The 12,890-nt window shown below is 45.3% G+C and carries 14 protein-coding genes; 3 read left to right on the plus strand and 11 right to left on the minus strand.

Going from position 1 to position 12,890, the window contains the following annotated elements:
• Positions 1 to 48: 48 nt before the first annotated feature.
• Complete coding sequence (locus A5877_RS07650) at positions 49 to 414, minus strand: hypothetical protein (protein WP_005233306.1); 366 nt, start codon at positions 412 to 414, stop codon at positions 49 to 51.
• Positions 415 to 577: 163 nt separating this feature from the next.
• Here A5877_RS07650 and A5877_RS07655 point away from each other — a divergent pair, with 163 nt between their 5' ends.
• Positions 578 to 910 (plus strand): helix-turn-helix domain-containing protein, encoded by a 333-nt coding sequence (locus tag A5877_RS07655; RefSeq protein ID WP_005230670.1) that lies wholly within the window; start codon positions 578 to 580, stop codon positions 908 to 910.
• A gap of 5 nt (positions 911 to 915) precedes the next feature.
• Positions 916 to 1,392, plus strand: coding sequence for an ImmA/IrrE family metallo-endopeptidase (locus A5877_RS07660; protein WP_034858679.1), 477 nt, complete (start codon positions 916 to 918; stop codon positions 1,390 to 1,392).
• Between the two features lie 69 nt (positions 1,393 to 1,461).
• Here A5877_RS07660 and A5877_RS07665 read toward each other — a convergent pair whose 3' ends face one another.
• The 5 genes from A5877_RS07665 to A5877_RS07685 all read right to left on the minus strand — a co-directional run bounded on the left by A5877_RS07665 (position 1,462) and on the right by A5877_RS07685 (position 5,693).
• Positions 1,462 to 2,274: a metallophosphoesterase gene (locus tag A5877_RS07665; protein WP_086316643.1), complete on the minus strand. Its 813-nt coding sequence runs from the start codon at positions 2,272 to 2,274 to the stop codon at positions 1,462 to 1,464.
• A gap of 4 nt (positions 2,275 to 2,278) precedes the next feature.
• On the minus strand, positions 2,279 to 3,061 hold the full coding sequence (phnE, locus tag A5877_RS07670) for a phosphonate ABC transporter, permease protein PhnE (RefSeq protein ID WP_077452412.1): 783 nt from the start codon (positions 3,059 to 3,061) through the stop codon (positions 2,279 to 2,281).
• Positions 3,058 to 3,837, minus strand: coding sequence for a phosphonate ABC transporter, permease protein PhnE (gene phnE, locus A5877_RS07675; protein ID WP_010748971.1), 780 nt, complete (start codon positions 3,835 to 3,837; stop codon positions 3,058 to 3,060). Before phnE (A5877_RS07675) ends, phnE (A5877_RS07670) begins: the two co-directional genes overlap by 4 nt.
• On the minus strand, positions 3,809 to 4,600 hold the full coding sequence (phnC, locus tag A5877_RS07680) for a phosphonate ABC transporter ATP-binding protein (protein ID WP_005230661.1): 792 nt from the start codon (positions 4,598 to 4,600) through the stop codon (positions 3,809 to 3,811). The genes phnE (A5877_RS07675) and phnC overlap by 29 nt, the downstream gene beginning before the upstream one ends.
• A 160-nt stretch (positions 4,601 to 4,760) precedes the next feature.
• Complete coding sequence (locus A5877_RS07685; RefSeq protein ID WP_008380209.1) at positions 4,761 to 5,693, minus strand: phosphate/phosphite/phosphonate ABC transporter substrate-binding protein; 933 nt, start codon at positions 5,691 to 5,693, stop codon at positions 4,761 to 4,763.
• A 196-nt stretch (positions 5,694 to 5,889) separates the two neighbouring features.
• On the opposite strand from A5877_RS07685, the gene A5877_RS07690 reads away from it, so the two are divergent.
• Entirely contained in the window at positions 5,890 to 6,561 is a 672-nt protein-coding gene (locus tag A5877_RS07690; protein WP_008380210.1) for a cyclic nucleotide-binding domain-containing protein, read from the plus strand.
• Positions 6,562 to 6,748: 187 nt separating this feature from the next.
• Here the strand turns inward: A5877_RS07690 and A5877_RS07695 are convergent, their stop codons facing one another.
• The 5 genes from A5877_RS07695 to A5877_RS07715 all read right to left on the minus strand — a co-directional run bounded on the left by A5877_RS07695 (position 6,749) and on the right by A5877_RS07715 (position 12,814).
• A complete protein-coding gene (locus A5877_RS07695) occupies positions 6,749 to 8,620 on the minus strand; it encodes a beta-glucoside-specific PTS transporter subunit IIABC (protein WP_016620311.1) in 1,872 nt (623 codons plus the stop codon).
• A 137-nt stretch (positions 8,621 to 8,757) separates the two neighbouring features.
• Entirely contained in the window at positions 8,758 to 9,600 is an 843-nt protein-coding gene (gene licT / locus A5877_RS07700; protein ID WP_005233287.1) for a BglG family transcription antiterminator LicT, read from the minus strand.
• A gap of 278 nt (positions 9,601 to 9,878) precedes the next feature.
• The gene (gene rarD / locus A5877_RS07705; RefSeq protein ID WP_008380213.1) at positions 9,879 to 10,784 is read right to left on the minus strand and encodes an EamA family transporter RarD; all 906 of its coding nucleotides are present in this window, start codon (positions 10,782 to 10,784) and stop codon (positions 9,879 to 9,881) included.
• Positions 10,785 to 10,940: 156 nt separating this feature from the next.
• The gene (locus A5877_RS07710; RefSeq protein ID WP_042890890.1) at positions 10,941 to 12,377 is read right to left on the minus strand and encodes an MDR family MFS transporter; all 1,437 of its coding nucleotides are present in this window, start codon (positions 12,375 to 12,377) and stop codon (positions 10,941 to 10,943) included.
• Complete coding sequence (locus A5877_RS07715) at positions 12,374 to 12,814, minus strand: MarR family winged helix-turn-helix transcriptional regulator (RefSeq protein WP_086316644.1); 441 nt, start codon at positions 12,812 to 12,814, stop codon at positions 12,374 to 12,376. Before A5877_RS07715 ends, A5877_RS07710 begins: the two co-directional genes overlap by 4 nt.
• Positions 12,815 to 12,890 lie beyond the last annotated feature (76 nt).

The raw sequence follows: 12,890 nt of genomic DNA on the forward strand, positions 1-12,890 counted from the left end.
AAAACTAGAAAAAAAACTGCTTATTGATGGATAAGCAGTTTTTTTCTATTAGCCAACGGCTGAATGTTGCTTCTCTTCACGCGCCACAGGCACTTGATTCCCTCGCTGTAATTCTTTCAGCACCTGGTTTTCTGCCCGCAATAAATCCCTTTCGCTTTGGGCAGTAGCAAGCTTTCCTTGATAGACCAAGACTTCTTCTTGGTAGGTTTTGGCGGTCTTTTGGACTTCTTCTTCTAACTGATCGATTTTATGGGTCAATTCTTGATTGATCTGTTCATATTTTAGGTAAAGCTTTTGGGCATTTTCGATATTCGTTTGTTCCAAATTCGCTTTGCTGGATACTCGGGTAGCCAAATAAGTAAGTACACCAGTAATGAGTGACGGCAAGACAACTGTTACGATCGATGTATCCATGATCCTCCCCCATTCTTTTTGATACGATTCATATCATCTGTTTCCAGTATAAAAGATACGATTCGTATCGTCAACTGATGTGATATTTTTTATATCAAATAATACAAAAATAGATACAAATTATATCCAACGTGCTATACTACAAAAAAGGAGGCGATCACTCATGCTTGGCGAACGGCTAAGAACACTCAGACTACGAACCAACCAAACCCAACAGCAGATCGCAGATCAGCTAGGGATCACCCGCGCAGCGTATTCGCATTTCGAAAATGATCGTAACGAACCCGATGGCGAGACCATCGTCAAACTCGCGGAGATTTTTCAAGTATCCACCGATTTTTTATTAGGCAGACAAGTCCCGGCAGGCTTTACGCCGCCCTCTGCAAAAGTTCAAACCGTTGCGGCCCATATTGATGATGACGTCACCGATGAGCAGATGGAAGATATCCTCAGCTACATTGAATTTATAAAACAGCGGCACGCCCAAAAGGAATGATGGAAATGGATAAAGTAGAAGAACTGATGGCCGCCTACCCAGACTTGCACTTTATTTTCGATAAAAATATGCCTGATGGTCAGCAAGGATTGTACATCGATCACCATATTTACTTGAACCCTGACCAATCACAAGAAGACCTCTTGAGCACCATCGGTGAAGAAATCGGTCATTATTTGACCAGTGCTGGCGACATTACCGCCCAAGACACCAACGAAAAACGCAAACAAGAACGCAAAGCCCGTGACATTGGTTCTGCGATCGTGGTCACGCCCTATGATATCATCGCTTGTTTTGAAGAAGGCTGCAAAACGTTGGCGGCATGCGCTGATTTTTTAGGTGTCCCCCCACAAACCTTCAAAGACGCAGTCACCTATTATGCTCGCCGCTTTGACGGTATCAAAACCGAAGAAAACTATACCTTGTTTTTCCATATCGACGGCACGATTGAAGTTGTCAAAACCTTTGGCAATCAAGGTTAAGCCTTTTTTGCACAAAAACAGACGTTCCTTTCCTGCTGCTAAATTCAGCGTTTACGGAACGTCTGTTTTTTATCCTTGCATGTTGACCCGCATCAATACGCGGTTCGGTCGATAGTTTTCTGAGGATTGATGAACCAGCGCGCCTTCCTCAAAACGATACAAATTGTATCCATAGCGTTCTTCAAAACGGACCATCCCCTCGCCTTCATCTTCCCCGACAAACGACATACTTGCCACAGTATAGTAAGGAATCCCTGCGATCGTTCCCGTAAATGCATGATGGGTATGTCCACTGAGAATACAAGAGATCTGATACTGCTGCAATAATGCCACCAAACGATTGGCACCGGCCCATGCCGGCGTGCTTGCTTGATAAGGCAACAAATGATGGTGCGTCACAAAAACGATCTTTTTCTCTTTGAGCTGCGCCAGCGTGGCTTGCAGCCATTCAAACTGTCGCTCATCTACGATACCGTCGGCATAGCCATAGCAGGAATTATCGAAAGTCACGATCGCCAATGTCTCCGTTTCATAGACTTGATTAAAAGGCGTATCACTGGCCGTTTCAACTGACTTACCTTGCCAGCCTTGGCGAAAATGCCGTTTGATATCGTGATTACCTAGCGTTACCACGATCGGCACTGAGCCAAAGGCTTTTTCTAAATATTGCTTCAAAGAGGCATAATCGGCAGACGCGCCATCTTCGGTCAAATCGCCACTGATCACCACCAAATCGATCGCCCCTCGCGCCTTGGCATCTTGGATACACTCTTCAAGAGGAATCAAGGGATTTTGCATGGCTGCCAGCATTCCTTGATACCCTTCCTCACAAGGCAGGTAACTTTCTCGAAAATGGATATCTGATATATGCAATATATTCATAGGTTTATCTCAATTTCTTTCTGATGATTCCAGTCAACTGGTCTAATAAGAAGACGGTCACAACGACGCCCAACAAAATAATACTTACCTTGCTCCAGGTTCTGGTTTGAATAGCAAAAATCAATGGTGCACCGATCCCGCCAGCACCGACTAACCCTAACGTTGCCGCACTGCGGACCGCAATTTCAAAATGATTCAATGCAAAGGAACTATAGATGGGTGCTAAGTAAGGGACCCGCACGAAAAACATCGTCTGCCAAAAGTTGGCACCAACTGCTTGCATCTCTTCCGTCAAGCGCTCATCCATGGCTTCCATTTCTTCGGTAAACAACTTGCCCAGCATACCGATCTGGTGGACACCGATCGCCATAACCCCAGCAAAAGGTCCCGGACCTACCACACGGACAAAAATAATCGCATAAACTAGCTCTGGAAATGCCCGCAAGATATTGCAGATCATTTTGCCGACCTTCGCGACCCACGGCGCAGAAGCCCATAGGTTGGCGGCACTCAGCAAAGTCACCGGTATCGCACAGACTGTTGCGATCATCGTTCCTAGACAAGCGATGCCGATCGTCAGTAACAATAAGCTCCACAGATCCTCCCCGCTACCGTCGTAAAAGAAAGACCAGTCTGGCTGACTCAACCCTTGCAGGACATCTCTTCCCATCGCTAAGGAAAAAGTACTCAATCCGGAATAATCCAGCGTCGCTGCGGATAATACCAGTAAGATAGCAAAGAGTCCCCATAATAGCCAAGTCGTTTTCTTCACTTCTCTGATCATCATAGGAATGACCTCCTTACCCGCTCACTGAGAAAATCAACGATCGCTACCGTTAGCAAAATCGTCAAGATAATGATTGAGACCCGTTCATAATTCAATAATGCCAATGAGGCGTTCAAGATGACCCCGATCCCTCCGGCACCCACATATCCTAACACCGTCGAAGCTCGAACATTGACTTCAAAGGCATAAAAAGTATAGCTGGCAAACTGGCTGATGACTTGAGGTATGATCGCCCAAACAGTCACTTGAAATTTATTTGCCCCTACCGCCGCTGCTGCTTCGATTGGCGCAAAATCAATGGTTTCGATCGCTTGGAACATCAGCTGTGAAACCATACCAAAGGTAAAGACCGCGATGGTCAAAACACCAGTGGCTTCACCGATCCCAAAAATCGCTACGAACAATGCCGCCAACAATAGGTTGGGAATCGTCCGCACCAGCCCTAAGAGAAAACGCATCGGCACAGAGACCCAACGGCTTTCTGTCACGACTGTCGTCGCCAACAGACTAACCGGTATTGCTGCGACTACTCCTAAAACGGTGCCTAAAAAGGACATCTGCAATGTCTTGATCAAGGGCATCATCAGTTGTGGTAAATAACTAAAATCCGGATGCAAAAAGCGAGCCATGAAAGCCGTCATCTGGCTTCGATTCGACCACACTTGGGCAAAATCAGCCCCCGTGATCCAGGCACTGCTTTGAAAAAAGAGCAGCAATAAAAGAACCAGCAGCAGGTGCTTGTACCAATTAAAATGAACTGTTTCTTTCAGTTTCATCGATTTCTCCTGCCTTTTCTTCAAAAATTGCTTTGCCATAGATTTGTTCTAAACGCTGATCCGTCAAAGCGGCTGCGTTGCCGTCAAAAACGATCGCACCTGCTTTTAAGGCAATGATCCTTGTCGCATACTGACGAGCCAAGGGAATCGAATGCAGATTGATGACAATCGTTTTGCCCATTTCTTGATTGATCTTCTTCAGATCCTCCATCACTTTCTCTGTGGTGATGGGATCTAGCGATGCCACGGGTTCATCTGCTAAAATCACTGGTGCTTGTTGGACCAAGGCACGGGCGATGGATACCCGCTGCTGTTGCCCACCACTCAACTGGTCGCTTCTCGTTTGCAGTTTGTCTGACAAGCCGACAGTCGCTAGTGCTTCTTTCGTTCTTTCGTAGTCTTCTTTCGTAAACAACCCTAAAATACTTTTCCATGTCCCGTAATACCCCAAACGACCAGATAGCACATTCTTTTGGACAGTACTACGTTTGACCAAATTGAAGCTTTGGGAGATCAATCCGATTTGTCGGCGAATCAAGCGCAATTCTTTTTTATTGGCTTTCGTGACTGATTTGCCATCTACCCGGATATCTCCTTCAGTGATTGGCACTAAGCGATTGATCGAGCGCAAAAAGGTACTCTTACCAGCACCGCTCAAACCAATGATTGCCACAAATTCTCCTTGTTCAATCGTTACATCTATGTTCTGTAATCCTTTGACCCCATTCGGGTAGACTTTGGATACATTCTCAAAAGTTATCATCTGTCTTCTCCATTATGTAGGGACCGCGGCAAAGTTTCCCCAATCGGTCACGGTCTATCTCACTAAAAAATGCACTGATACTGCGTATTCCACCTATTCCCCTAGTAAATCGCTGCACATCTCCGTGTCCCGTTATCCTTCTACCGCAATCCCTGATTTTTTACTCTGCTGCTCGTTTAGTATAGTCGCGAATGGTATCGTAAGCAGAATCAGCTGCTTCTTCATACCCTTGGTGTCCCCACAAGCTCATTGCTTCGGCGCCTTCTTCATCGTCTGCCATATTCAAGAACACTTCTTTGATCTGCTCTTTTAGTTCAGCATCCATCGTCGGTTGAACGGCAATGGCGTCATTCGGGATGTCCCCTTCGGTTAAGTAAAGAACTTTTAGATCTTCGAATAAATCGTTATCTGGGAAGCTTGAAGCAAAGACATTCCGTGCCCCTTGAAACACAAAGGCGGCATCCATCTGACCATTCAAGACTGCAGTGATCTCACTTGGAATATCGTTCACCGTCGTTAATGTAGCATCCGTCGTTGGATCAACTCCTGCATCTTTCAACTCGGCAACTGGGTAAATATAGCCGCTGGCAGAGTTCGGACTCAATGTAGCGATTTTTTTCCCTTTTAAGTCCGTCAATTCTGTCATATCGCTATCCGCACGTACCAAGATCTCCCCTTTGAAGGTATTGGTTTTTTCCCCTTCTAATGGCAAGCCGGTCTCTGGATCATAGGCACCTAATTGAGAAGTCAAAATCGCTTCTGCTGCATCCATGTCTTTGGCTTGAACATAAGCGGCTGGCGGCATGATCCCTAAATCAACTTGGCCAGAAGCCATCGCTTCTACGATCGTCGAATAATCCGTTGCTAACGTTACTTCTACTTCACGGTCTAATTTTTTTGATAAATACTCAGCAAACGGTTTTGCTTTGGCTTGCATCGAGCCGTCATTATTGGTCGGTACGAATTGTACCACCAGCTTTTCTTTTTCGGCTGCGGCACTGCTGTCGCTGCTGCTGCTCCCATTCCCACAGCCGGTCAATGCTGCAACTAACGCAATTCCTAACATTCCTTTAACAATTCGTTTCAATGGCATTTTTTCTCCTCCTAATGGTTTGAAGCTTTCTTACATTCAAATCATACCAAGTATCCCTTCAAAATGAAGTGACACATGTCCTATTTTACCTTATTTTTACATACAATTTACATTAGTTTTTATTTATCGTTCGTGTTGAGTCAAAAGGGGAACTAAGCTATACTTAAAGAAAACCATTCAGGAGTGGCTGATTCCCATGAAAAAAATCGATGATACCGCACGCCTCAGGAATTACATTGACACATACGATCTGCAATCTTATATGGACAATGATTTGTTAGCGATGGCCACTTTGCATTCCTTTGAAAAAGAAGAGCACCTGATTCGAACGGGCACGCCTTCTGAATACTTGTATTTTCTCGTGGAAGGAACCGTGATGGTCTATTCCTTCTCTTCGGATACCCAAACGATTTGTATTGATTACGCCAAGCCGGCTGCACCTTTAGGGGAAGCTTCCTCTTTATGGGAACTCTTGCCGAAAAGCAGTGTCAAAGCCGCTTCTGCTTGCGTCTGCGTCTGCATCCCTTTGAATCGCTACCGCAGCACCTTGCAACAAGACGTCCGCTTTTTGCAAACTATCTGTCAGTTGCTCAGTTCCCGCTTGAATTCGGGGATCAACTTAGCGAATTCATTGACGGAACCTGTAGAGACACGGTTGGCCAAATTTATTCTTGCGCATCAAGAAAACCAACACTTTTCCTTTCAGTTGACCACCTGTGCCGCAATCTTGAATGTCAGCTATCGCCACCTGCTGCGAACCTTTACCAGCTTTCGTGAAGACAAGCTGATCGAAAAACAAAAACAGGGCTATGCAATTCTCGATTTCCCCGCTTTAGAGTCGCTTGCCGAAAATTTAAGCCATGTATAAGGAGCAGCCCATAAGAATGTTCGGATTTTCCCTGAGTACGCGTTCCTGCTGTTGGTCTTGCCCTTAACTAGCGCTGTGACAAGCATTCTCCACCGAAGAAGGCAAGCGAGACCGGCAACTGCGCCTTATTTTCTTACAAAAAACCCGATCCTTGCTGATATTCAGTCGAGGATCGGGTTTCTTTTGCTTATTTTACGATGGCTAAGAAGTCTTCTCCTTGCAAGACATCGGTTTGATTCATATCCATCACATCTAAATATTGCGGAGTATTCGTCACAACGATTGGTGTAATCGTGGATAAGCCGGCAGCTTTGATCGTATCTAGATCAAACTTCACCAACAAATCACCGCGTTTGACTTGATCGTCTTGTTTAACAAAGACCTCAAAGCCTTTGCCATCTAGCTCCACGGTATCCATACCAATATGCATCAAGACTTCTGCTCCATCCGTGGTGGTCAAACCAACAGCATGGCCGGTAGGAAAGAGCGTCGTGATGGTGCCATCTGCCGGCGCATATAAAGCCCCGACGGTCGGTTCGATGGCGATGCCTTTTCCTAATGCACCAGAAGAAAAGACTTGGTCTTTGACTTCTGCTAAGGGAACCACTTTGCCTTCTAACGGACTACTAAGGATCACTCGTTCTTTAGACGAACTATCTGTGGGTACTGCTGGCTCTTTCGCTGATGTTGCACTGGCATCGGTTGCTGGCTGATCTTCAAAACGTAAGAAGAAGGTCAAGACAAACGCTGCCCCAAAAGCGATAGCCGTTCCGATTGAAGCTGCGATCAGACCACTTAGATCTTTCGTATCTTGTGGGATAAAGGAAGGAAGACTTAGTAAGCTGACTAACCCAAAGGTATAGTTTTCGACTTGGCTGAAGCCGATGAAGGCTCCCCCGATGGCACCACTGATACACGCGGCGATAAATGGTTTTTTCAATGGCAAGGTTACCCCATACACCGTCGGTTCTGTGATCCCAAAAATTGAGGTGATCGTTGAAGAAAGGGCCAAGCCTTTCAATTTCACATTTTTTGTCATAAAGAACACTGCTAGCGCTGCACCACCTTGAGAAAGGACAGCTGGCAACAGCATTGGTACCATGGTATCGACACCGGTTTGACTGAGATTCAACATGATGATCGGCACAAAGCCCCAGTGCATGCCAAACATCACAAAGACTTGCCATAAACCACCCATAACAGCACCAGCGATCAGTGGGCTGAAGTGGTAAATGCTGTCGTAAGCACTACCTAACAAGTTTCCTAAAATCGTTCCTAGTGGACCGACGACAATAAAGGTCAATGGCGCCATGATCAAGAAGACCGCTAAAGGTACACAGATGATCTGTAAGAAGCTAGGAATGACTTTTTTAAAGAAACGCTCCACATAGCTTTGTAAAAAGACCGCTAAAATAATCGGAATGACTGAAGACGTATAAGCACTAGCACCAATAATGACCGGTAGGCCTAAGAAACTCAAGGTTTGTCCAGCCAAAGCGGTAATGTCTGGATGAACCAACGCCATCGCTAAGGAAACCGCTAGAAATTCATTGGTGCGAAACTTTTTCGCTGCAGTAAAAGCCAACATCACTGGTAAATAGGTAAACAACCCATCGGCAATCGCATACAATACGGTGTAGACCCCAGAATCAGCTGCTAACCAATTCAAGGTGACTGCCAGCGTCAAGAATCCTTTTAAGACCCCGGCACCTGCCATTGCGCCTAAAAACGGCGTGAAGATCGACGAAATAATATCCACCAGTTGATTCAACAGGTTGCCTTTGTCGCCTTTGCTGTCTGCTTCACCATCGAAGTTCGCTACTCCATTCAATTCACGGTAAACGTCGCTGACATGACTGCCGATCACCACTTGGTATTGTCCGCCGCTTTGAACGACTTGGATCACGTCGTCGTCTTGATTCAAGCGTGCCGTATCCGCTTTGTTCTCATCTTTTAATTTGAAACGCAAGCGGGTCGCACAATGCACCACGCTATTGACATTTTCTTTGCCGCCCACCGCATCGAGGACGCGAACTGCAATTTCTTTATTTGAACTCATTTTTTCAACACTCCTTTTTTAATAAAAAAACCCAGATTGAAAAAACGACCGTCCAACGAGTCTTTTCCTCGCTGACTGTTGTCTTTTCAATCTGGGTATTGCCTGCCTGACAGTAACAATCCGTTAATGATTGAATGTTAATTGGTTTGATCATTGACGACACGTTCGATATGGATCGTTAAGTAGATCATTTCTGATTCACCGATCGATTTGTCGTAGGTTTTGATCAAATATTCGTTGATCCGTTGAACCGTTTGAAACGCTTTAGGGTACTTCGATTGCACAAGGGCAAATAAAAATTCATCTTTTTCCCCCGAAAGTTCATCGCTTAAATAGCGTTGCGCAAAATACTGTAAATGCGTGGTGATCCGTTGATAGTTCAAGGAATCTGGGTTAAAGACTCGTCCATAAAAACGACTGATGATCGCCAATACGTCACGAACGATCTCTACCGCTTGCATCGTGGTTTCCATCGTACCATTTGCTTGTTCGCTATTGACGATATGAAAGGCGATAAAGCCAATTTCCGATTCCGGCAATGAAATCCCGAAGACTTTTTCAAAATAAGCAACGGCATCTGCTGCAACCGCATACTCTTTCGGATAAAATTTGCGGGTCTCAAACAACAATGGATTCGGCAGCTCAATGCCTTCACGTGCCCGAACTAGCGCATAATGGATATGATCGGTCAGTGTCAAATAAATATTTGGCGACAGCTCGATCCCCAATGACGCTTCTGCATCATCCACCACTTGCTTGACGGCTTCGACTTCTTCCACAGGAATGTCTGAAAACAATTGCTGAAACTGATTTGCGGTAAACGTATCCTTTAACACAAATTCTTTTTCGACAAAGGCTTCATCCACTGGATCGCCGACCTTCTTCTTAAACGCAATGCCACGACCCATATAGATCACTTCCTGACCGGCATCATTGGTCGAGATGACGACATTATTATTTAATATTTTCCCAATAACCATCGTTTTCCCTCACTCCAAAATAAAAAAACCTAGAATCTCCCCATTAGCGCGCTACGGTCAATTCTGGTTTTGCCTGCCGAACAGTAACAATCCTTGTAACTGAAAGAATAATAACACACCCCTGTGGCAGATGCAACCCTTTTCAATCAGAATTTCTGCAACGTGCTTTTCCTTTGTTATACCATTGAACAATTCTCCTTGCAACATCCTTCACTATCTAAATTGAGTTGTTTTTTAATAAAAAAAGGAACGGCTCAGCTGCAGCCATTCCTGATGTATCAGAGTTGCTTTCTTTGCTGTCCCATGCGCCGCTCTTTCATAGCCGTGCCTAACGTACCATAGGTGAAGACCGCGATCCCTAGCCAAATAAACGCAAAGGCGGAAAATTGGGCCAGTGAATAGGTTTCGTGAAACAAAAAGATGGCCAACAAAAGCATGATCGTCGGGTTGACGTATTGAATAAACCCAAGCGTAATGTAAGAAACATTTTTCGCGGCTTCCGCAAACAGCAACAGCGGAATAGCCGTCACGATCCCGGCACCCATCAATAAGAGATTGGTTTGCAAGGGATAATTCATAAAGCCGACGGTTGAAAATCCTAAAATATACACGAGCGCAAAGGGGAAAATCACCATCGTTTCGATCGTTAACCCAGTAACCGAACTAATGGGGATCCTTTTTTTGATCAAGCCATACGTACTAAAGGAAAAGGCCATGATCAGTGAGGCATAAGGAATCGTTCCTGTTTGGATCGATAATAAGATCACCCCGATACTTGCCAGCAGACACGCCAGCATGCCAGTACGACTAAGACGTTCTTTCAAAAAAACGGTTGCTAACAAGACATTGACTAGCGGATTGATATAATAGCCTAAGCTGGCTTGCATCACATGGCCCGCACTCACCGCAAAGATAAAGGTGAACCAGTTGATGGAGATCAGCACAGAAGCTAAAACGATCAGTCCAGCAAACACTTTGTTCTTCCACAGCAGACGCGCTTCTTGTAAAAATTGCTTTTTCTTCCCGGAAAGCAAAATAAACAGCACCATAAAAACAAAGGACCACACGATTCGGTAGCACATCGTTGCTAATGGCGAAACCCCAACGATTATTTTCCAATATAGTGTGACCAAGCCCCACAAGACATAGGCAGACAACCCAAAATAAACGCCTTTATTCTTCATTTTCTCCCTGATTTTTTTCCATGAAAACAAGTCTTTCCTGAAAAAAAATACTCCTCCTAAACCATAAGTTATCTTATTATATCGAATTTTTTGGTTTTTCATAGAGTTTCATGAAATAAATCAAGAAAAGCACCCTTCAAAGAAAGGTGCCCCTCTTTATTCCAGCGGTTCCTCCGCACCTTCCAGCCACACGGCTTCTGGTTTCTGATCACGAATCAAAAATAGCCCCGTTGCAAACAGCAGACCAGAAGCGATCGTCATCAATAAGAAAGAAACATTCATCCCGTGAAGCAGTGCACTCGTCCCCGTTAAGGTCGTGCTGTTTTGCGCCACACTATTCATGATCCCGACAAATAATGCTGTCCCGATAGCGCCTGACACCGTCCGCAAAGAAGTCAATAATGCTGTTCCATGCGCCGTCAACTGCGGCGGAATATTTTTATTTCCCCACGTCACGAAGGGCATCAACAAACAGCCTGTGGCGGCACAGCGCAACATGTTCAAGACCACTGCTACCCAAATACCCGTGTGTATATGGATGAAATACATGCCGATGTTGCTCAAGACCAGTGAGCCGCCGCCGAAAATCGTCAACAGACGGATGCCGACTTTGTCATAGATTCGTCCAGCCACCGGACTTAAAAAAGCCGAGACTAGGGAACCTGGCAAAACGACTAATCCTGAGATCGTCGCTGATTTGCCTAAAATCGACTGCACATAAAGCGGCATCAGCATCGCCGAACCCATCAAGACCAAGTAAAGCATGATACTGCCAAAGACACTTATGGCATACTCTTTTGTTTTTAAGACCCGCAGATCCAAAAATGGGGTTTCTGCTCTTAACTGACGGAAGACAAAAAAGATCCCTGCTATTAAACCGATCGCTAAGGTTCCTAAAACCGGCAAGCTGAAAAAGCCATAGCTGCCGATGTTTCCAAAGCCTAAAGTGATCCCACCAAAGGCGAAGGCACTCAAAACAAAAGAGGTCTGATCAAATTTGCTGTTGCTTACTGGCAACACATCATCAAAAACCTTTATGGCCCAAATCAATGAGATCAAAACAATCACGGCAACGATATAAAAAATCGCATGCCAGTTCAAGCGGTCCACGATCAGCCCAGCGATCGTCGGTGCGATCACAGGTGCCGCGGTGATTGAGAGTCCATACCAGCCCATCACGACACCGATGCGATTGATCGGATAAATCGATAAGAGGATCACTTGTGCCATCGCGGTCAAGATTCCATTGCCTACGGCCTGCAAAATACGAGCAAGCATCATGACTAGAAAATTGGGCGCTGTGGCACAAAGCAGCAAACCCACCAGAGCGATTCCTAATGCAGCGAGATAGAGCTTTTTGGTTGGCACACGATTCATAAGATATGCCGTCAAGGGCATAACGATCGCCATTGCCAAAGAATACCCGCTAGTCAGCCATTGGCCCGTAGTGACGGAAATCTGCAAGTCATTGACGATGGCGGGTAAAGCCGTCGTCAATGCGGTCGCCAACATGGATACGGCAATACATGTAATCATTAAATTAATAAAAATCAGCGTCCGCTGACGTTCCGTTCGTTGGACTGTTTCACTCAATCAACGTCCGCCTCCTTCTCAAGATAAAACTGTTCGATTTTTGCTAAGGCTTGACCAAAGGCTTGTTTTTCTTCTGCCGTCAAATAGGTCAGCATTTCTTGGTGCGCCTTGCTACGTTTTTCTTTCATTCGCTGTGCCTCTTCCTTGCCTGCTTCCGTCAGCGAAATCAGATGGATGCGTTTATCTTTCGGATCGACTTCTTTTTGGATCAGCCCTTTTTCAGCCAGTTTTTTTAGTAGTTCGCCAGTGGATGTCGAGCGAATCGCTAAATACGCGGCGAGATCTTTTTGGGTCAACGTCCCTTTTTCGTCCAATACCAGTAGGCAATTGAACTGTCCCCGACCTGGCATAAAACGCCCATATTTTTGTTCCGCATACCGCCGATTTAATTTATACACTTCAAACAATCGTTCCACGATTTCTTGTTCGGAAACCATCGACCTTCAGCTCCTTTCGCCTCTTCACTATTTAGATAGGTACCTAGTTAAAAGTCCGCTCTCCATTTTACATAGG

The sequence above is a fragment of the Enterococcus sp. 3C7_DIV0644 genome (genome assembly GCF_002141235.1).
Taxonomy (GTDB): domain Bacteria; phylum Bacillota; class Bacilli; order Lactobacillales; family Enterococcaceae; genus Enterococcus_D; species Enterococcus_D entomosocium.

Bases quoted from the DNA above. Each gene is read 5' to 3' on its own strand.
- A5877_RS07660 (WP_034858679.1), top strand. From the start codon at position 916: ATGGATAAAGTAGAAGAACTGATGGCCGCCTACCCAGACTTGCACTTT.
- rarD (WP_008380213.1), bottom strand. From the start codon at position 10,784: ATGAAGAATAAAGGCGTTTATTTTGGGTTGTCTGCCTATGTCTTGTGG.
- A5877_RS07690 (WP_008380210.1), top strand. From the start codon at position 5,890: ATGAAAAAAATCGATGATACCGCACGCCTCAGGAATTACATTGACACA.
- A5877_RS07685 (WP_008380209.1), bottom strand. From the start codon at position 5,693: ATGCCATTGAAACGAATTGTTAAAGGAATGTTAGGAATTGCGTTAGTT.
- A5877_RS07695 (WP_016620311.1), bottom strand. From the start codon at position 8,620: ATGAGTTCAAATAAAGAAATTGCAGTTCGCGTCCTCGATGCGGTGGGC.
- A5877_RS07715 (WP_086316644.1), bottom strand. From the start codon at position 12,814: ATGGTTTCCGAACAAGAAATCGTGGAACGATTGTTTGAAGTGTATAAA.
- A5877_RS07650 (WP_005233306.1), bottom strand. From the start codon at position 414: ATGGATACATCGATCGTAACAGTTGTCTTGCCGTCACTCATTACTGGT.
- licT (WP_005233287.1), bottom strand. From the start codon at position 9,600: ATGGTTATTGGGAAAATATTAAATAATAATGTCGTCATCTCGACCAAT.
- A5877_RS07655 (WP_005230670.1), top strand. From the start codon at position 578: ATGCTTGGCGAACGGCTAAGAACACTCAGACTACGAACCAACCAAACC.
- A5877_RS07665 (WP_086316643.1), bottom strand. From the start codon at position 2,274: ATGAATATATTGCATATATCAGATATCCATTTTCGAGAAAGTTACCTG.
- phnE (WP_077452412.1), bottom strand. From the start codon at position 3,061: ATGATGATCAGAGAAGTGAAGAAAACGACTTGGCTATTATGGGGACTC.
- phnC (WP_005230661.1), bottom strand. From the start codon at position 4,600: ATGATAACTTTTGAGAATGTATCCAAAGTCTACCCGAATGGGGTCAAA.
- phnE (WP_010748971.1), bottom strand. From the start codon at position 3,837: ATGAAACTGAAAGAAACAGTTCATTTTAATTGGTACAAGCACCTGCTG.